Below are 19,178 nucleotides of genomic sequence, written 5' to 3'. Positions count from 1 at the left end.
TTTACAGAAATACGGAGAATAAAAAGTGTTCAAATTTGTAAAAGTGAGTGCGATTCTGCTGGCTGGCCTGCTTTTTGCGGGAACCGCGAGCGCACAGTCAAAGGTAGCCGTGGTGAATATCCAGGCTGCGATCATGAGCACTGAGAAGGCGACCTCCAAGATCAATGCCCTGAAGACCAGCTCCGAGTACTCCCAGCTGCAAAACAGCGCCGAAAGTATTCGTGCAGAAGTTCAGAAAATGGCTGAAGACGCGCAAAAGAATGGCGTAACCTGGTCTGAAGAGAAGAAAGCCGAGCAGCAGCGCAAGATCAACTTCAAGCGTTCTGACTTCGAAACCACGGTGAAAAAGCTGCGTGCGATGGAAGGTCAGGCAGTGCAGGATCTGCAGAAAGACCTGCTGCCGAAAGCCAAAGCGGCTCTGGAGGAAGTGATCAAGGAGCAGAAGTTGGATCTGGTACTGGATGCCAGTGCTGCGGTTTACGCTGGCAAAACTGCCAATCTGACCGAAGAGCTGGTTAAGCGCCTCAACGCTGCCAAGTAACTTCGACAGTAAAGCAATGATGAAAAACGCTCAGCCAACGCTGGCGCAGTTGGCTGACGAACTGGGCGCGGAATTGCGCCTGGCGGCTGGGGCCAGCGGCGATCAGGTGCCGACTGGCCTCAATACATTACAGGATGCGGCGAAAAGTGAAGTCAGCTTTCTCGCCAGTGCCAACTACCGCCGTTTTCTCGCCACCACCAATGCCTGTGCAGTACTGGTTTCTGCCGACGATGTGGAGTCCTGTCCGGGCACTACATTGATTGTGCCCAACCCCTACCTGGCGTTTGCCCGGGCCACTGCGATTTATGATCGTACGCCTACCCCGGCGGCAGGAATTGATCCCTCAGCCATAATTCATGACAGCGCAGAGGTAGCTGCGGATGCCAGTATTGGCCCGGGCGTCGTGGTGGAAGCGCATGCGAGAATCGGTCAGGGTGCCGTTATTGGCCCTGGCAGCGTGGTCGGTGAGGGTAGTGAAATTGGCGCTCGCACGCGATTGTTTCCCAATGTGGTGGTTTATCACGGCTGCTCTATCGGCGCTGATTGCACCGTGCACAGTAATACGGTTATTGGTGCGGACGGTTTCGGTTTTGCGCCGGCTCAGGGGCAGTGGACCAAAATCCATCAATTAGGCGGTGTGGAAATTGCCGATGAAGTCGAGATAGGTTCCTGTACCTGTATTGACCGCGGTGCCCTCGGTAACACAGTAATCGGCCGCGGGGTGAAGATCGACAACATGGTGCAAATCGCGCACAATGTGCAGATTGGTGACTACTCAGCCATGGCTGCCTGCTCTGCGGTGGCCGGTAGTGCGGTTATCGGCAAGCATTGCACCATTGCAGGTGGGGCCGGGATCGTTGGCCATGTCACCATTGCAGATCGCAGCCACGTCACTGCGCGTACCCTGGTTACAAAATCCATTGAAGAGGCCGGCTCTTACTCCAGCGGCGTTCCTTTTATGGATAGTCGTAGCTGGCGTCGTAATGCCGTGCGCTACGGGCAGCTGGATCTGATGGCGCGTCGCCTGAAAGCGCTGGAAGTGGCACTCAAGCAGCAGGAGTAAGCGCCGAATTAAGCTATACCTGCTTCACCAGTTGTAGTTACAAGATTTAATCGTAGTTTCGGGGCGTACGGCGCCCCGAAGTGGTTTCTGGGGACAAATCGTCATGATGGACGTACAGGAAATTCGTCAATACCTTCCACACCGCTATCCTTTCCTCTTGGTGGACCGGGTTGTTGAGCTGGAAGAGGGGAAGTCGATCAAGGGCTATAAGAATATCTCGATCAATGAGGAGGTGTTCAACGGCCACTTTCCGGAAGTGCCGATCTTTCCGGGTGTAATGATCGTGGAAGCGCTGGCGCAGGTTTCGGGAATTCTCGGCTTCAAAACCCTTGGGCAAAAACCGGAAGATGGCTACCTGTACCTGTTTGCGGGTATCGACAATGTGCGCTTCAAGCGCCAGGTGGTGCCCGGTGATTGTCTGCAGCTGGAAGCGGAAGTGGTTTCCGAGCGCCGCGGCATCTGGAAATTCGCTGGCAAGGCAACGGTAGACGGCAATCTCGCTGCCTCCGCCGATATCCTTTGTGCGGTGAAAAAAATCTGATTGCACAGGGTGCGCCTGTAAGGGCGGCTTGTGCAATTCATTGTGACCAAATTGATTTTTATATTCGCCATTCACGGGTAAAGTATCGTCGTCGTTTCTGGCGCCATGGCGAGGGAGTCCTCGCTGCCGCCAGCCGATGCATTATCGAGCCGGTGAGGAGAAAGCCACAAAATGCAGACCAGTATTCATCCGACCGCTATTGTCGACCCGTCGGCAACCATCGGCGAAGGGGTGCAAATTGGCCCGTACAGTATTGTGGGGCCCGATGTGGAAATTGGTGACGGCTGCCAGATCGCTTCCCACGTGGTTGTGAGCGGGCCCACCAAGCTCGGCAACAACAACCATATTTACCAGTTCGCCACGGTTGGTCAGGATACCCCGGATAAGAAGTATCAGGGTGAGCCCACCACGCTGGTGATTGGTGATAATAATGTCATTCGCGAAGGCGTCACTATCCATCGCGGTACGGTACAGGACCGTGGTGAGACCACGATTGGTAATGACAATCTGCTGATGGCCTATGCCCATATCGGTCACGACAGCGTGATCGGTAATCACACGATTCTGGTGAACAATGTCGCGCTGGCAGGGCACGTGTATGTGCGCGACTGGGCCATTCTCAGTGGCTATACCCTGGTGCATCAGCACTGCACAATCGGTGAGCATGCGTTTACCGGTATGGGCTCTGGTATTGGAAAGGATGTACCCGCGTACGTGATGGTCACCGGTAATCCGGCGGAAGCCAAGACGATCAATGCGGAAGGATTGCGCCGTCGGGGTTTTTCCCGCGATGAAATCGCACTGATCAATAAAGCCTACAAGGTGGTTTATCGGCGCGGGCTGACGACCGAAGAGGCGCTGGAATCCCTGGCGCAGATGCGCCAGGAGTCTGCAGTCATTCAACCCTGGATTGACTCCCTGAAAAACTCTTCCCGCGGGATTGTCCGTTGAGTGCTGCCTCCCCCGTTAACAGCAATCCCCTGCGGGTCGGTATGCTCGCCGGCGAGGCTTCTGGAGACATTCTTGGGGCCGGCCTGATTCAGGCGCTGCAAAAGCGATTTTCGTCCGTGGAAGTGGTCGGCATTGCCGGACCACGCATGCTCGCGTTGGGCGCTGAATCCCTGTTTCCGATGGAGCGCCTCTCAGTCATGGGGTTGGTGGAGCCGCTCAAGCGACTGCCTGAGCTGTTAAAAATTCGCCGCACCCTGCGCGAACATTTTATTGCCAATCCTCCGGATATTTTTATCGGTATCGACTCCCCGGATTTTAATCTCGGGCTGGAAGAAGCTCTGCGTTCTTCGGGAATCCCGACGGTGCACTATGTGAGTCCGTCGGTCTGGGCTTGGCGCCGCGGTCGAATCAAGAAGATTGCCCGGGCCGTAGATCATATGCTGACGCTGTTGCCGTTCGAGGCGGATTTTTATCGTGAGCACCAGGTGCCTGTGACCTTTGTCGGCCATCCGTTGGCAGATGAAATCCCACTGGATGTGAATGTGGCGGAGGCTCGCCGCGCGTTGGGGTTCTCTGAGCAGGATGAGGTGGTGGCGCTTCTGCCAGGCAGTCGCGGCGGTGAGGTGCGTTTGCTCGGGCCGTTGTTCATGCAGGCCGCTCTCTGGTGTCAGCAGCGCCGGCCGGGACTCAAGTTTGTATTGCCCGCCGCCAGCCCTCAACGTCGCGAGCAACTGGAGCAGCAGCTCGCGCAGTTCCCCGCTCTGCAGGAGCTGTCGCTGACGGTTCTGGATGGCAATTCCCAGCAGGCACTTGCGGCAGCAGATGCGGTATTGATCGCGTCCGGTACTGCGACCCTGGAAACCATGTTGATGAACAAGCCCATGGTCGTGGCGTACAAAATGGCGGCACTGTCCTATGCGATTTTCTCGCGCATGCTGCACACGCCTTGGGTGTCGCTGCCGAACCTGCTCGCCCAAAAAGAGCTGGTGCCGGAAATCCTGCAGGACGATGCTACTCCCGAGGCACTGGGTGCCGCGCTACTGAACTATTTTCACGACCCGCTGCTGGGTGACCAGTTGCGTCGAGAGTTTAGTGAGATGCACCAGGAGCTGCGCCGCAACGCATCGGAGAAAGCCGCAGATGCGGTCTGTGCGCTGCTGGGCAAATAAGTTCGTTTCCTTACATCTCCTCTTGCCTATTTCCTTTGTGAATTCTATTTGTCTTTTCTATGCCCAAGTCATCTTTGCCTCCCTATATCTGCTCCTACACCGGTTCTTTGCTTGCGGGTGTCGATGAAGTTGGTCGCGGCCCATTGGCCGGTGATGTCGTGGCGGCTGCGGTTATTCTCGACCCGGAGAATCCGATCGTGGGTTTGGCAGATTCAAAAAAACTCAGTGAAAAAAAGCGCGAGCTCCTGTTTGATGAGATTCAGGAGAAGGCGAAGAGCTTTGCCATTGCGCGCGCCACGGTGGAGGAAATTGACCACCTGAATATTCTCCACGCGAGCCTGCTGGCCATGAAGCGTGCGGTCGAGCAGTTGTCGGTGCAGCCCGAATTTGTGCTTGTGGATGGCAATCGCAAACCGCAGTGGCAGTACGATTGCGATACGGTAGTGAAAGGGGATGATCGGGTTGCGGCTATCGCGGCGGCTTCTATTCTGGCGAAAGTTACTCGAGATCGAGAGATGGTAGCGCTGGATGCTGTCTACCCGGGATATGGTCTGGCGGGGCACAAGGGCTACCCCACCAAGGTTCATATGGAGGCGCTGGCGCGTCTCGGTGTGACGCCAGTGCATCGCAAGAGTTTTGCGCCGGTCAAGCGCCAGCTGGATCTGATTTGACGCGGGGCGGGCTGGATTAGCCCGCTTTTTTCACCCGTGCACTAGTGATCATCTTGTCCGAGACTTCCACAATCTCGATCAGGTAATCCTGAATATACAAGCTGATGTTACCCTCCGGGATGCTTTCCAGGTGTTCCATGATCAGGCCGTTGAAGGTTTTCGGACCGTCGGTGGGCAGGTCCCAGTGCAGGGTGCGGTTAATCTCGCGAATCGACGTGCCGCCGTCCACCAGATACCAGCCGTTGTCCTGTTCGATGATTTCTTCGTCGTCACTGGGTACCTGGCTTGCGGTAAAGTCGCCGACAATTTCTTCCAGCAGGTCTTCCAGGGTCACAATGCCCATGACCTCACCGTACTCGTCCACCACCAGCCCCATGCGTCGCTTCTTCTGCTGGAAGTTCATCAGTAGGGTGGGTAGCGGGGTGGCTTCCGGGACGAAGTAGGGTTCGTTCAGGTGCGATTTCAGGGATTCCGCAGTCAGCGTGTCCGGTCCATCGCGCAGGATCTGCGCCGCGCGGCGCAGGTGCAATATGCCCACTACATGGTTGATGTCGCCGCGATAGACCGGCAGTCGGGTGTAACTGCTTTCTGCCAGTTGCTGGAGGATGGCCTCGGCATCATTGTCCAGGTCGACACCAATCACCTCATTGCGGGGAATCATGATGTCTTCCACGGTGGCCTGATCCAGATCCAGTACGTTCAGCAGCATCCCTTTGTGCTTGGTGGGGAGCAGGGCGCCGGACTCAAATACCACCGAGCGCAGCTCCTCAGGTGCCAGGTGTTCCGCCTCGGCTTCCTTGTCGGCTTCCACGCCCACCAGGCGGGCGAGTCCATTGGAGACGCCCCCGATGAGTTTTACAAAAGGGGTCAGCAGCCACAGGAGTGGGCGCAGCACGACACTGGCGGGAAAGGCGATTTTTTCCGGGTGCAGTGCGGCAATGGTTTTCGGGGTGATTTCTGCAAAAATCAGTACAACCAGGGTGAGGGCTGCAGTTGCGTACCAGACTCCGGCTTCGCCGTAGAGCCTGGTAAATACGGCGCCGGCGATGACCGAGGCCAGAATATTGACGATGTTGTTGCCAATCAGAATGACACCGATCAGCTTGTCCGGGCGCGCGAGCAACTCCATGGCCCGCTTGGCGCCACGGTGGCCGGTTTTGGCCTGGTGGCGCAGGCGGTAGCGATTCAGCGCCATCATGCTGGTTTCGGAGCTGGAGAAAAACGCGGAAATAACTATCAGCAGGCCTATCAGTGCAAAGAGTAGGCCGGGCGGCAGATCGTTCAAGGGAGAGCTCTTTCTATTGGGATAGGGCGATATTGGATCAGAACGGCTGAGCTCGCAACTTTCGTTATTCTGTTGCGGCTCAGCCCGGTGATTGCGGTAGTGATTTACTGCTGGGGAAGGATGACTTCCAGCGCCAGTTTACTACCGAAAAATGCCAGCATCAGGATCGCAAAAGCGGACAGGGTCCAGCGCACAGCGGTGTTGCCACGCCAGCCTTTTTTCCAGTGGCCCCACAGCAGAATGCTATAGAGAATCCAGGCGAGAATCGACAGGGCGGTTTTATGCACCAGGTGCTGTGCAAACAGGTCGTCCACAAACAGGGTGCCGGTAATCAGCGCCGCAGTGAGCAGTAACTGGCCGAATGCTACCAGGCCAAACAGCAGGCTTTCCATTGTCTGTAGTGGAGGTAGCAGGCGGCTGATACCGCCCGGGCGGTGATTGTGCAGCTGCTGGTTGAGCCAGTACAGGTAGATGGCCTGCAGTGTGGCCAAGGTCAGCAGTGAGTAAGCGGCAATGGAGAAAAACGCGTGTGCGGCAATACCGGGAGAAATCTGGGTGGGCGGTGGGGTGCCTCCCCATCCGTGTGCCGCGAACAATTCTGCCAGGGCAGCCAGTGGTGCAATGGCGAGAATGAGTAGTGTCAGCTTGTGCCGCAGGGATAGGCAGAGAAGTAGTAGCCCTACAGACCAGGTGATCATGGATATGACGGCAAGCAGGTCGAAGCGAAAGCCGCTCACGGTCACGAGCGTAAATTTCAGGGAAATTGCGTGCGCCAGCAGCGCGCACGCAAACAGGCCCAGCAACAGGGGCTGTCTTTTAGCCTGTGATTGGCGAGACAGGGTGGCCACCGCTACACCTGTAGTGGCGATATAAAGCGCGATTGCCATCCAGTGGGCGAATGCCGCCATTGGGGTGAGTCCGTCTTGCAGTTTCATTATTTGTCTGGGCGGGCAGTGTGTCACAGCGCGCCTGTGCTGGAAAGCCCGGCTGGGCTATACTGCCGCGTTTTTGGGGTGGCTGCCGTTTTCGGCGCGGATGAAAGCAAAGTCCCCAGCCCGGCTTTTACGATTTGAGAAGGTGATATGTTCGATAACCTGAGCGACCGATTATCGTCGGCACTGAAAAAAGTCACAGGTAAGGCCCGCCTGACGGATGACAACATCCGCGACACCCTGCGTGAGGTGCGCAAGGCGCTGCTTGAGGCAGACGTGGCGCTGCCTGTGGTCAAGGCGTTTGTACAGCAGGTCCGTACCGCGGCGGTGGGTCAGAAGGTCAGTAAGGCGCTCAACCCCGGTCAGCAGTTCGTCAAAATCGTGCAGGATGAGCTGGTCAAGGTAATGGGTGAGGCGGCCACGCCTCTGAACCTGGCGGTGCAGCCGCCGGCGGTAATCCTTATGGCGGGCCTGCAGGGTGCGGGTAAGACCACCAGTGTGGCCAAACTCGCCAAGTACCTGCAGGAGCGCGAGAAAAAGAAGGTGATGGTGGTCAGTGCGGACGTGTACCGCCCAGCGGCCATCAAGCAGCTGGAAACCCTCGCGGGTGAAGTGGGTGCGCTGTTCCAGCCTTCCGAGGCTGATCAGAAACCTGTAGATATTGCCCGTCAGGCGATGGATGCGGCGCGTAAGCAGTTTGCTGACGTGCTGATCGTGGATACCGCCGGTCGCCTGCACGTGGATGAGGAGTTGATGGGTGAGATTCGTGAGCTGCACGAGTTCCTCGGCCCCGCAGAGACCCTGTTCGTCATCGATGCCATGATCGGTCAGGACGCGGTGAATACCGCCAGCGCCTTTAATGACGCCCTGCCGCTGACCGGTGTCGTGCTGACCAAGGCCGACGGTGACGCCCGCGGCGGTGCCGCACTGTCCGTGCGCCATGTGACCGGCAAGCCGATCAAATTCATTGGTGTGGGTGAGAAGACCGACGCCCTGGAAACCTTCCATCCGGACCGTATCGCCTCTCGTATCCTCGGTATGGGTGACATCCTGTCCCTGATCGAGCAGGCCGAGCAGACCATCGACAAGTCGAAGGCAGAAAAGCTCGTCAAGAAAGTCCAGAAGGGCAAGGGCTTCGATCTGGAAGACCTGCGCGACCAGCTGCAGCAGATGCAGAACATGGGCGGTCTGGGTGCTCTGATGGACAAGATGCCCGGTATGGGCGGTCTCGCCCAGGCGGCGCAACAGGCGGATATGGGGAAAGAGTTCCGTCGTATGGACGCCATCATCGGCTCCATGACGCCGGATGAGCGCCGCAACCCCGATATTCTCAGCGGCTCCCGCAAGCGCCGGATCACCGCCGGTTCCGGCACCCAGATTCAGGATCTGAACCGCCTGCTCAAGCAGCACAAGCAGATGGGTAAGATGATGAAGAAACTGAAGGGCGGCGGCATGAGCAAGATGATGCGCGGTCTCGGCGGCATGCCTGGAATGGGCGGTGGCGGCATGGGTGGCGCCGGTATGGGTGGCATGGGCGGAATGCCCGGCGGCCTGCCCCCGGGCTTCAAGAAAAAGTGATTCGGGAGGGTGCGGCAGGGCCTGTGGTGCCTGTTACCGCTGGCGGCGGATTCGCTGCTATACAAACCCGGTTGCGTACATTAGAATACGCCGCCTTTCAGCGAGCTCCGGCTTGTTGAACATTGATTTAAAAGCAGATTTCCGCCTCGGCGGTTTCTGAAATACCGCCGAGAGGCGGGATGTTCCGGTCATAATCCCTGACCGGTTAGTGTTGAAACTACAGGATAGCTACATGGTAACCATTCGTTTGGCTCGTGGCGGTGCGAAGAAGCGCCCGTTTTATCACCTGACTGTGACCGACAGCCGCAAATCCCGCGACGGTCGTTTCATTGAGCGTGTTGGCTTCTTCAACCCGGTTGCACGTGGTCAGGAAGAGCGTCTGCGCATCGACCGTGATCGCGTTGAGTTCTGGGTAGGCCAGGGCGCGCAACTGTCTGATCGCGTCAGCAAGCTGATGAAAGAATCTGCCTGATTCTTCGATCCCTGATTGGCTGTATTCCGGGGTGTCCCTGTGACTGAAAGTTCGGTAACTAGCGAAGCGTTGGTCACGGTGGGGCGCATTACCTCGGTGTATGGCGTACGCGGTTGGGTAAAGGTGCATTCCTATACCGAACCGATGGAAAACATACTGCAGTACTCCCAGTGGTGGCTGCACAATCCCGCCGCTAAGGGTGATCCCCAGTGGCAGCCCCTGGAGATTGATGCTGGTAAGCATCACGGCAAGGGCTTGATCATCCATATCAAGGATGTGGACGATCGGGATATCGCCGCGCAGCTTTGCCAGCGGGACATCGCCGTTATCGGTGGTGAAATGCCCCAGCTGGAAGAGGGTGAGTACTACTGGCATCAGCTGCAGGGCCTGCAGGTGGTGAGTGTGTTTGAAGGTCGTGAGACTCCCTTCGGGGAAGTGGTGCGACTGATGGAAACCGGTGCCAACGATGTGATGGTGGTGCGTGGGGGGAGCGACGGGCGTGAGCGCCTGATTCCGTACCTTCCCGGTGAATTCATCACCAATGTGGATCTCACTACTGGTGTGATCACGGTCGATTGGGATCCGGAGTTCTGATGGCTGCCAAGCGCATTGCGCTGGTGAGCATCTTTCCAGAGATGTTCGCGGCACTGACCGACTACGGTATCAGTGGCCGGGCAGTGAAAGACGGTTTGCTGGAAGTGCGCTGCTGGAATCCCCGGGATTTCACCAGTGACCGCCACCGCACCGTGGACGACCGCCCTTACGGCGGTGGCCCCGGCATGGTGATGCTGGCAGAGCCTCTTTCCCAAGCCTTGAAGGAGGCGCGTAACTGGGCGGAGGAAACTGGCCCCGCAAAATCTATCTACCTGTCCCCTCAGGGGCGGCAGTTGGATCAGCAGGGCGTTGAGCAGCTCTCCGGCAGTGGCAATCTGGTATTGCTGGCGGGCCGTTACGAGGGAATTGACGAGCGTATCGTCGATACCCTGATCGATGAAGAGTGGTCGATAGGCGATTACGTGCTGAGTGGTGGCGAACTTGCTGCCATGGTACTGGTGGATGCGGTAACCCGTCTGATCCCCGGTGCGCTCGGACACAACTTGTCTGCGGTGGAGGACTCCTTCGCCCAGGGACTGTTGGATTGCCCGCACTACACTCGCCCGGAAGAATTTGCGGGCATGACGGTGCCGGAGGTATTGCTTTCCGGTAACCACGAGAAGATTCGCCGCTGGCGCCTCAAGCAGGCCCTGGGCCGGACGCAGCAGCGCCGCCCGGATCTGCTGGAATCGCTGGTGCTGTCCCCGGAGCAGGCGAAGCTGTTGGACGAGTTCCTGCAGGAGACTGAATCCGGAGAGCAGAAATAACGTCGAATTCGCCGTGAGGCGAGAGTAATTCGGCCATCTAGCCGAGAGGCTACATAAAACCCTTTTGGAGAACTCCAAATGACCAACAAAATCATTCAGCAGCTGGAAACTGAACAGCTGAAAGCGGAACTGCCGGCTTTTGCCCCGGGCGACACCATCGTTGTTCAGGTAAAAGTAAAAGAAGGTAACCGCGAGCGTCTGCAGGCGTTTGAAGGTGTTGTAATTGGCAAGCGTAACCGCGGCCTGAACTCCTCCTTTACCGTGCGTAAAATTTCCCACGGTGTTGGCGTTGAGCGTACCTTCCAGACCCACAGCCCGCTGGTTGACAGCATCGCTGTGAAGCGTCGTGGTGACGTTCGCCAGGCCAAGCTGTACTACCTGCGCAGCCTGACTGGTAAAGCGGCTCGAATCAAAGAGAAGCTGGCCAAGTAAGCTTTACTTGTTCAAAAAAAACCGGAGCCTGGCTCCGGTTTTTTTATGTCTGCGGTTTGGCCTTGCGGTGCGTGATACGTCACAAGGGTGATGGGGTATTCGCGCGACGTTTGGTGTCTGGGATTAGCGTTTGCGCTGATTGTGTAGTAAAACGCGTCAAACGTGCGCCAATGCCATCCCGAGCATCCTGTCGGATGCCATACTGGGCTGGAACCGGCACCCGCGGGTATGGTCTGAGTAAGGTCTTTCATGGGTCAACAGTGACGAATAACACCGGAGTAACTCCCAAGATGAATTTTCTAGCCAAGTCTCTCAAGCCGCTCACTGCGCTGGCAGCTACCGCTGCGCTGCTGATGGGGCAGCCTGCCGTTGCCGTCGATGAGGCTGTGGCGAAACAGATCAAGGCCAAGCTGACGGCGAGTAACCCCAATGCGAGCTTTGGTGAGGTGCGTGAAAGTGCCATGCCGGGCATGTATGAAGTGGACATCAGTGGCGGTAATGTGCTGTTTGTATCCAAAGATGGTGGTCACTTTATTGCGGGGGACCTGTTTGAGGTGACCCCACAGCGAGTGGTCAATCTCTCCGAGCAGCGCCGCGGCAAGAACCGCGCAAAAGTGATGGACGAGCAGAAGCTGGACGACATGATCGTCTTCTCGCCAAAAGGAGAGACCAAAGCCCACGTCTATGTATTCACAGATGTTGACTGTGGCTACTGTCGCAAGTTGCACGACGACGTGCCCGAACTGAATCGCCGCGGTATCGAAGTGCGCTATCTGGCATTCCCTCGCGCCGGCCTGAACTCGGTGGGTTACCGCAAGGTGGCGACTGCCTGGTGTGCGGATGACCCCAACAAGACACTGACCGATCTCAAAAACCGCAAGAATGTGCCTCTGAAGGTGTGTAACGACAACCCGGTGGCGGCTCAGTACAAGCTGGGTAACGAGGCGATCGATGTGCGCGGTACGCCCACTATCGTGATGGAAGACGGTACCGTGGTGCCGGGCTATGTGCCCCCGGAGACCCTGGCCAAAGCGCTGGGAATCTAAGCCGGATACTTCATTCGGTTGCGCGCTCAAAGGTCGGCTTTTGCCGGCCTTTGTCGTTTCTGGCAATGTGGGAGAATGTATTTGGGGTGGATTGGATCAATGCCTGGCCGGTTTGGTGATCTTATGACCAGCTTGCGCAATTTAATTGACAATTTCCCCCCTGTCTCAGTAAGGTTGTCGACCTTTTTTCGATTTATACGCCAGTTATTGCGCTGTGTACCATCAAGTCATGCGCGGAGGGAAGTTGTGAGCGCATTCGCCGACGAAGCCACCCAGGTCTCAAAAAAATCACCCGCTACAGGCAGTGTGCCTGTAGTCCGTATCGGTATTTGCGGTCTTGGAACCGTAGGTGGCGGTACAGTCAATGTTATGGCGCGCAACTGCGAGGAAATCGCGGCGCGCTGTGGCCGTCCGGTTGAAATCGTTCAGATTGGTGCCCGCCGGGACAATCCGGACTGCGACACCAGCCAGATGAATATCACCCGCGATATTTTTGACGTTGCCAATAATCCCGACGTCGATGTGCTGGTTGAGCTGATCGGTGGCACCACCGTAGCCCGTGAGCTGGTGTTGACCGCGATTGCCAACGGCAAGCACGTAGTGACCGCCAACAAGGCGCTGATCGCCGAGCACGGCAACGAGCTGTTCGCAGCCGCCGCGGAGCAGGGCGTGACCATCGCCTATGAAGCCGCCGTTGCCGGTGGTATTCCCATTATCAAGTCCCTGCGCGAAGGCCTGGTAGGCAACCGTATTCAGTGGCTTGCTGGCATCATCAACGGTACCGGTAACTACATCCTCACCGAAATGCGTGAAAAGGGCCGAAGTTTTGACGAGGCCCTGGCCCAGGCCCAGGCGCTGGGTTACGCAGAAGCCGATCCCACTTTTGACGTGGAAGGCATCGATGCGGCCCACAAGCTGGTCATCATGGCGTCCCTGGCATTCGGTATGCCGCTGGCCTTTGACAAGGTGTACACCGAAGGCATCAGCGGTGTGGCTAAGGAAGACATCCAGTATGCGGATGAACTGGGCTATCGCATCAAACATCTGGGTATTGCCCGCCGCACCAGCGATGGTGTGGAGTTGCGTGTACACCCGACCCTGATTCCCCAGCGTCGCCTGATCGCCAATGTGAACGGTGTGATGAACGCGGTACTGGTTAATGGCGATGCCGTGGGCCCGACCCTGTATTACGGTGCCGGTGCCGGTGCTGAGGCTACCGCTTCTGCGGTGATTGCGGATATCGTGGATGTGGCGCGTACTCTGAATGTGCGTCCGGACCAGCGTGTACCGCTGGCGGGCGTCACTCAGGACAGCCAGGGTAACCTGGACGATGTCCTGCCCATGAGCGACGCGGAAACCAGCTACTACATGCGTATTTCTGCCTTCGACAAGCCCGGTGTTATGTCCAAGGTGGCGACCATCTGCAGTGAGCAGGGCATCAGCATCGAGGCATTGATTCAGCACGAACCGGCGGAAGACGAGGAGCTGGTGCCTGTGGTTCTGCTCACCAGCCGCGCCCGCGAGGCACAGTTGCAGGAAGCGGTAAATCAGATCGAAGCCCTGGACAGTATTCAGGGGCCGGTAGTACGCATTCGTGTGGAATCCCTCGGCTGATCGCACTCTGCAGGCCAACCTTTAAGCTGGCGAGCGGTTCCCGCTCGCCAGGTTTCAACTAATTAATTGCGCACTATCGAATTACCGTGAAATTTATCAGCACCCGCGGCCGCGCGCCGTCTTTGAGTTTTGCCGACACCGTTCTCACCGGACTTGCCAGTGACGGTGGCCTGTACGTACCGGAAAAATTACCCACCTTTACCCGCGAAGAAATCGCGGATATGGCTGGCCTGAGCTATCAGGAATTGGCCTTTCGGATTATGTGGCCGTTTGTATCCGAGGATCTGACCGAAGAGGAAATGCGCGGAGCTATCGATCGCGCCTACAGCAGTTTCCGCCACAGCGCCATCGCGCCGCTGGTGCAAACTGGTCACAACGAGTGGGTAATGGAGTTGTTTCAGGGGCCGACCTTGGCATTCAAGGATTTTGCCCTGCAGTTCCTCGGCCAGTTGTTCGACCTGCTGCTGAAAAAGCGCGGCGAAAAAGTGGTGGTACTGGGTGCGACGTCCGGCGATACCGGCTCCGCTGCCATTGAAGGCTGCCGTCACTGCGACAATATCGATATTTTCATCATGCACCCGCACAATCGCGTATCGGAAGTGCAGCGCAAGCAGATGACCTCGGTACTGTCCGACAACGTATTCAATATCGCCCTCGAGGGTAATTTCGACGATTGCCAGAACATGGTGAAGGCGAGTTTCGCCGATCAGTCGTTCCTGCCCGATGGTCGCCGCCTGGTTGCGGTGAACTCCATCAACTGGGCGCGGATCATGGCCCAGATCGTCTACTACTTCCATGCATCTCTGAGTCTGGGCGGCCCGCATCGCGCGGTGAACTTCTCCGTGCCTACGGGGAATTTCGGCGATATTTTTGCCGGTTACCTGGCGAAGAGTATGGGTCTGCCGATCAACCAGCTGGTGATCGCCACCAACGCCAACGATATTCTGCACCGCTGCATCAGTGCCAATGACCACTCTCCCAAGCCACTGGTGCACAGCCTGTCGCCGAGTATGGACATCATGGTGTCCAGCAACTTCGAGCGCTTGTTGTTTGATCTGTACGATCGCGACGGCGCAGCGGTTGCCGATCTGCTGGCGGACCGCAGTGCGCCGCTGAAGCTGGACGAAAAGGTGCTGGAAAAAGCGCGCACCCTGTTTGCTTCCGAGCGTGTCGGTGACGAACGCACCGTGGAAGTGATCCGAGACGTGTACGAGTCCACGGAGTACCTGCTGGATCCCCATACCGCCATTGGGGTGGAAGCCGCGCGTCGCGCGCGCAAGTCCAGTGCCGAGCCCATGGTCTGTCTGGCCACTGCGCATCCGGCCAAATTCAGTGAGGCCGTCGACAAGGCGCTGCCCGGCACCAAGGTGCCGCTACCGCACCATATGGAGGATCTGCTGGAGCGGGAGGAGCGGTTACAAGTTCTGCCAAACGAGCTTTCTGCGGTACACGATTTTATCGCTCACGCCCTGGGTTAACCTCGGCGTCGCTGTCCGGGTAGAATGAGGCTAACTCCAAGACTTTAGCCTCAAGCGAACGGATGCGATGAACGCGATTATTCGACGACGGCCAGTGGATTTGTCCTCTGGCCGTTTTACGTCCTCCACCCCCGAAATTCTGCAGCGCGTATTGCTGGGCCGCGGTGTCCACAGCGACGACGCACTGGACCACCAGCTGGCGCGCCTGCACAGCCCAATGTCGATGCGCGGCCTGGAGGCGGCAGTTGCGCTGCTCACCGACGCCATACGCGCACAACACAAAATCCTCGTTATTGGCGACTTTGATGCGGACGGAGCCACGAGCAGTACCCTCGCGGTACTCGCCCTCGGCGCCCTCGGCGCGGGCCCCGTGGATTTTCTTGTGCCCAACCGGTTTGAATTTGGCTACGGCCTCACCCCGGAAATCGTCGAGGTGGCGAAGGAGTACAACCCGGACCTACTGATTACCGTGGACAACGGCATCAGCAGTATCGATGGTGTTAACGCTGCGCGTGAAGCGGGTCTCAAAGTCATTGTGACCGACCACCATCTACCGGGCGAAGTACTGCCCGAGGCGGATGCCATCGTCAATCCCAACCAGCCCGATTGCGAATTCCCCAGCAAGAACCTGGCGGGTGTCGGGGTAATTTTCTATCTCCTCAGTCGCGTCAAAAGTGCGCTGCAGGCAGAGGGCTGGTTTGAGGAGACCGGTGTTACACCGCCCAATATGGCGGAGTATCTGGATCTGGTTGCCCTTGGTACCGTCGCCGACCTGGTGCCGCTGGATCAGAACAACCGCGTTCTGGTACATCAGGGCATCGCGCGTATTCGCGCGGGTCGTTGCCGTGTGGGTATTCAGGCGCTGATGGAAGTGGCCGGTCGCGATCGCAGCCGCCTTTCCACCACCGATATCGGTTTTATTCTCGGCCCGCGTATCAATGCCGCCGGGCGCCTCGACGATATTGGTACCGGCATTCGCTGCCTGCTGACGCAGGACCCGCTGGAAGCGCGGGAGCTGGCAGCGGAACTCGACGGCCTGAATCGCGACCGCAAGGCCATTGAAGCGGGTATGCAGCGGGAAGCCATGGCGGCCCTCGAAAAACTGCAGCTCGCGGAAGAGGGATTGCCCTGGAGCCTGTGCCTGTACGATGGCGACTGGCACCAGGGTGTGGTGGGCATTCTCGCCAGCCGCATCAAGGAAAAATTCCACCGCCCAGTCATTGCCTTTGCCGATGGCGATAACAACCTGGTAAAGGGTTCAGCGCGTTCCATCCCCGGCTTGCATATTCGCGATGCTCTGAGTGATGTGGCGGCGGCGCATCCGGATCTGATCAGCAAGTTTGGTGGTCACGCCATGGCCGCGGGTCTCAGCCTGCCGGCTGAAAATCTTGCGGCATTCACCGATGCGTTCGAAGTCGCTGTACGCAGCCGCCTGAACGAATCCCAGCTGCAGGCGATTATTGAGACCGATGGTGAATTGCAGCCGCACGAATTCTCCATGGAAACCGCCGCGCTGCTGCGCGCCTGTGCGCCCTGGGGACAGGCGTTTCCCGAGCCGGAATTTGACGGTGAGTTTTTGATGTTGCAGCAGCGGATTGTGGGCGAGCGCCACCTGAAAATGACGGTGGCACCGGTTGCCGCGCCGCAACAGGCGATTGACGCCATCGCTTTCAATGTCGATACGGATTGTTGGCCCGCGCAGGTGGACAAAGTCCAGCTGGCGTACAAACTCGATATCAACGAATTCCGCGGGCGGCAGTCACTGCAGCTGATGGTCAGCCATATCAGCCCGCTATAAATCCCCAAAACAGGCCTACAAGCAGTCTCCTACAGCTCGAGAGTTTCGAACTTATATGCATCAAAAACAGACCCGCGCCGAATTGCTGCTCCTGATCGCCGCCTTACTCTGGGGGATAGCGTTCGTCCCACAGAAAATGGCCATGGAGCACCTGCCGCCACTGGCCTTTAACGCCTGGCGTTTTCTGCTGGGCGGATTGATCCTGATTCCATTGGTGTACTGGCTGTCCTCCCGCAAGGAGGTCGCTACAGAAGTGGCCACGCCGGAAGGGGGCGCTTCGGTGAAAATGGGCTGGCGTCAGTGCCTGCCCGGCGGTGCCATTCTAGGCTTCTGGCTGTTTCTGGGTTCTGCGCTGCAGCAATGGGGGTTGGTGTATACCGGCGCCGGGCGCGCCGGGTTTATTTCCGGTATGGAAATGCTGCTGGTTTCGGTGATCGGTCTGTCCCTGGGTGTGGCGACCAACCGCTGGACCTGGGCGGGGATCGGTGTGGCCCTGATCGGTCTCTATATCCTCGGCGACTTCTCGCAAGAGTCCCAGATGATTGGGGACCTGCTGGTTTTTTCCGGCGCCTTCGCGTTTGCCTTACAGGTTTTGACCGCCGACCGTCTGGTAAAGCGCTATCACGCCCTGCGACTGGCGGCCATCCAGTTTATTTTCTGCGGGCTGTTTTCGACCGCGGCATCGCTGATGATCGAGCAGGCCACCTTGCAGGGCGCCATTGATGCCGCCTGGCCCATTGCCTATATGATGATTTTCTCCACCGCCATCGCGTTTACGTTCCAGCTGCTGGGGCTTCGCCACGCGGCCACATCTCACGCTACGGTGATTATGAGTCTGGAATCGGTGTTTGCACTGATTGCTGGCTGGTTGATTTTGAGCGAGGTGTTTACCGGCCATGAACTGCTGGGCTGTGGTTTGATGTTGGCGGGTATGCTGCTGAGCCGCTACGGCGCTCACGCGGGCACTCATCACTGAGTCTGCTGGATATGGGTGTAATCGACTTTTCTGTGCTGGCGCTGTTTGTGCCGACCTTCTTTTTCGTATCCATTACTCCGGGTATGTGTATGACCCTGGCGCTGACCATGGGGATGGCGTTTGGGGTAAAGCGCACTCTGTGGATGATGCTGGGTGAGTTGTGCGGCGTGGCAGTGGTCGCGATTGCCGCCGTACTGGGTATTGCGGCGTTTATGCTGAAATACCCGCAGGCCTTTCAGATCTTTAAATACTGCGGTGCCATCTACCTGGCGTATCTGGGCATACAGATGTGGCGCGCGCGGGGGCGGATGGTGTTGGTGGAATCTTCCGGCGAGGCGCCCGCGCCCGTCTCCGCATTCTCCCTGGCGTCTCAGGGGTTTATTACCGCGGTAGCCAATCCGAAGGGCTGGGCATTTTTTATTGCCTTGCTGCCGCCGTTTATCAATCAGGCCAAGCCGCTCCTGCCGCAAATGACGGTATTGCTCAGCGTGATCCTGTTGCTCGAGTTTATCTGCATGCTGATTTATGCCAGTGGTGGGCGCACACTGAGTCGCTTGCTACATCGTGGAGAAAATGTCAGGCTGATGAATCGCATCGCGGGCACTTTGATGTTGGGCGTGGGTGTTTGGCTCGCGCTAAGCTGAATTGGTTGGAATGGATTTGATCTGCAACAGGAAATGGAGAGCAACTATGCGTCAGCCTTGGATTCACTCGCTGTATATGGCCATTTTGGTGGTGGTGATGGTGGGCTGTGATGCCTCTCACAACAAGTCTGACAAGGGGGCTGACCCGGGGCAGACGGAGGAGAAGCAAGTGCCTGCAACGAGCCCGGATTCCCAGACGAATGGTGCTCAGGACGAAACTGCGGGCGCAGCAACGTCAGGGGACACCGCGGACAGCAGTAGCAGCCTTTGGGTAATGCAGCCTCGAGGCAATCGCCAGTGTGAGGGTGGAGGCCGTTCACTTGAAGCGAGCGCAGCACAGTTGGCGGAAAATGGTATCAAGGTTCAGGAAAGTCGCTGTGCTACCCGCACCGATCGCATGTATCCAAGTGTCTGCGGTGGCGCCACCGGCGATCTGCTGGTGCATCGGATCCCGGCGAGCTTTCTCGACGCGGCCCTGGAGTTGGGCTTTGATCCCGCCAAGCCGGGGCAGTATCAATTTGGTGACTGCCCGAATGTGAAGCCTGGCGGGTCTTCAGCCTATTGATCTCCCTGTAGAGGAGTTATTGACCTTCCTTCAGGGGGAAAGCGCACACTAATTGCCTCTC

Annotated in this window: 20 protein-coding genes; 18 read left to right on the top strand and 2 right to left on the bottom strand. The window is 57.7% G+C overall.

What is annotated here, in order from left to right:
* Nucleotides 1-25: 25 nt before the first annotated feature.
* From ACXAG1_RS10460 to rnhB, 6 genes are all read left to right on the top strand, one after another.
* A complete protein-coding gene (locus ACXAG1_RS10460; protein ID WP_043315699.1) occupies nucleotides 26-541 on the top strand; it encodes an OmpH/Skp family outer membrane protein in 516 nt (171 codons plus the stop codon).
* 16 nt (nucleotides 542-557) lie between these two features.
* Entirely contained in the window at nucleotides 558-1,604 is a 1,047-nt protein-coding gene (lpxD, locus tag ACXAG1_RS10455) for a UDP-3-O-(3-hydroxymyristoyl)glucosamine N-acyltransferase (protein WP_475092565.1), read from the top strand.
* 103 nt (nucleotides 1,605-1,707) lie between these two features.
* Nucleotides 1,708-2,145: a 3-hydroxyacyl-ACP dehydratase FabZ gene (fabZ, locus tag ACXAG1_RS10450; RefSeq protein WP_475092566.1), complete on the top strand. Its 438-nt coding sequence runs from the start codon at nucleotides 1,708-1,710 to the stop codon at nucleotides 2,143-2,145.
* A gap of 171 nt (nucleotides 2,146-2,316) precedes the next feature.
* Nucleotides 2,317-3,096, top strand: a complete 780-nt coding sequence (gene lpxA / locus ACXAG1_RS10445; RefSeq protein WP_475092567.1) for an acyl-ACP--UDP-N-acetylglucosamine O-acyltransferase — start codon at nucleotides 2,317-2,319, stop codon at nucleotides 3,094-3,096.
* A complete protein-coding gene (gene lpxB / locus ACXAG1_RS10440; protein WP_475092568.1) occupies nucleotides 3,093-4,265 on the top strand; it encodes a lipid-A-disaccharide synthase in 1,173 nt (390 codons plus the stop codon). The genes lpxA and lpxB overlap by 4 nt, the downstream gene beginning before the upstream one ends.
* A gap of 59 nt (nucleotides 4,266-4,324) precedes the next feature.
* The gene (rnhB, locus tag ACXAG1_RS10435; RefSeq protein WP_475119677.1) at nucleotides 4,325-4,936 is read left to right on the top strand and encodes a ribonuclease HII; all 612 of its coding nucleotides are present in this window, start codon (nucleotides 4,325-4,327) and stop codon (nucleotides 4,934-4,936) included.
* 16 nt (nucleotides 4,937-4,952) lie between these two features.
* Here rnhB and ACXAG1_RS10430 read toward each other — a convergent pair whose 3' ends face one another.
* Both ACXAG1_RS10430 and ACXAG1_RS10425 read right to left on the bottom strand, forming a co-directional pair.
* Nucleotides 4,953-6,221, bottom strand: a complete 1,269-nt coding sequence (locus ACXAG1_RS10430; protein WP_475119676.1) for an HlyC/CorC family transporter — start codon at nucleotides 6,219-6,221, stop codon at nucleotides 4,953-4,955.
* A gap of 104 nt (nucleotides 6,222-6,325) precedes the next feature.
* Nucleotides 6,326-7,156 (bottom strand): cytochrome C assembly family protein, encoded by an 831-nt coding sequence (locus ACXAG1_RS10425; RefSeq protein WP_475119675.1) that lies wholly within the window; start codon nucleotides 7,154-7,156, stop codon nucleotides 6,326-6,328.
* Between the two features lie 147 nt (nucleotides 7,157-7,303).
* Here ACXAG1_RS10425 and ffh point away from each other — a divergent pair, with 147 nt between their 5' ends.
* From ffh to ACXAG1_RS10365, 12 genes are all read left to right on the top strand, one after another.
* Entirely contained in the window at nucleotides 7,304-8,731 is a 1,428-nt protein-coding gene (gene ffh / locus ACXAG1_RS10420; RefSeq protein ID WP_475092572.1) for a signal recognition particle protein, read from the top strand.
* Between the two features lie 232 nt (nucleotides 8,732-8,963).
* Nucleotides 8,964-9,203 (top strand): 30S ribosomal protein S16, encoded by a 240-nt coding sequence (gene rpsP / locus ACXAG1_RS10415; protein ID WP_043315722.1) that lies wholly within the window; start codon nucleotides 8,964-8,966, stop codon nucleotides 9,201-9,203.
* A 39-nt stretch (nucleotides 9,204-9,242) separates the two neighbouring features.
* Nucleotides 9,243-9,797 carry a ribosome maturation factor RimM gene (rimM, locus tag ACXAG1_RS10410; RefSeq protein ID WP_475092573.1) on the top strand — a complete coding sequence of 185 codons (555 nt, stop codon included), beginning with the start codon at nucleotides 9,243-9,245 and terminating at the stop codon, nucleotides 9,795-9,797.
* Nucleotides 9,797-10,564: a tRNA (guanosine(37)-N1)-methyltransferase TrmD gene (gene trmD, locus ACXAG1_RS10405; RefSeq protein WP_475119674.1), complete on the top strand. Its 768-nt coding sequence runs from the start codon at nucleotides 9,797-9,799 to the stop codon at nucleotides 10,562-10,564. The genes rimM and trmD overlap by 1 nt, the downstream gene beginning before the upstream one ends.
* A 78-nt stretch (nucleotides 10,565-10,642) precedes the next feature.
* Nucleotides 10,643-10,996 carry a 50S ribosomal protein L19 gene (rplS, locus tag ACXAG1_RS10400; RefSeq protein ID WP_475092575.1) on the top strand — a complete coding sequence of 118 codons (354 nt, stop codon included), beginning with the start codon at nucleotides 10,643-10,645 and terminating at the stop codon, nucleotides 10,994-10,996.
* Between the two features lie 290 nt (nucleotides 10,997-11,286).
* On the top strand, nucleotides 11,287-12,042 hold the full coding sequence (locus ACXAG1_RS10395; protein ID WP_475092576.1) for a DsbC family protein: 756 nt from the start codon (nucleotides 11,287-11,289) through the stop codon (nucleotides 12,040-12,042).
* A 369-nt stretch (nucleotides 12,043-12,411) separates the two neighbouring features.
* A complete protein-coding gene (locus tag ACXAG1_RS10390) occupies nucleotides 12,412-13,656 on the top strand; it encodes a homoserine dehydrogenase (RefSeq protein WP_475093939.1) in 1,245 nt (414 codons plus the stop codon).
* Nucleotides 13,657-13,742: 86 nt separating this feature from the next.
* Nucleotides 13,743-15,134: a threonine synthase gene (gene thrC / locus ACXAG1_RS10385; protein WP_475092577.1), complete on the top strand. Its 1,392-nt coding sequence runs from the start codon at nucleotides 13,743-13,745 to the stop codon at nucleotides 15,132-15,134.
* 67 nt (nucleotides 15,135-15,201) lie between these two features.
* A complete protein-coding gene (recJ, locus tag ACXAG1_RS10380) occupies nucleotides 15,202-16,932 on the top strand; it encodes a single-stranded-DNA-specific exonuclease RecJ (protein WP_475092578.1) in 1,731 nt (576 codons plus the stop codon).
* A 55-nt stretch (nucleotides 16,933-16,987) separates the two neighbouring features.
* Nucleotides 16,988-17,908: a DMT family transporter gene (locus tag ACXAG1_RS10375; protein ID WP_475119673.1), complete on the top strand. Its 921-nt coding sequence runs from the start codon at nucleotides 16,988-16,990 to the stop codon at nucleotides 17,906-17,908.
* 11 nt (nucleotides 17,909-17,919) lie between these two features.
* Nucleotides 17,920-18,552, top strand: a complete 633-nt coding sequence (locus tag ACXAG1_RS10370) for a LysE family translocator (RefSeq protein ID WP_475092580.1) — start codon at nucleotides 17,920-17,922, stop codon at nucleotides 18,550-18,552.
* 46 nt (nucleotides 18,553-18,598) lie between these two features.
* A complete protein-coding gene (locus tag ACXAG1_RS10365; RefSeq protein WP_475092581.1) occupies nucleotides 18,599-19,117 on the top strand; it encodes a hypothetical protein in 519 nt (172 codons plus the stop codon).
* Nucleotides 19,118-19,178: the final 61 nt, after the last annotated feature.

The organism is Microbulbifer sp. ABE4_465 (genome assembly GCF_056160765.1).
This window is presented reverse-complemented; position numbering and strand designations above follow the sequence as displayed.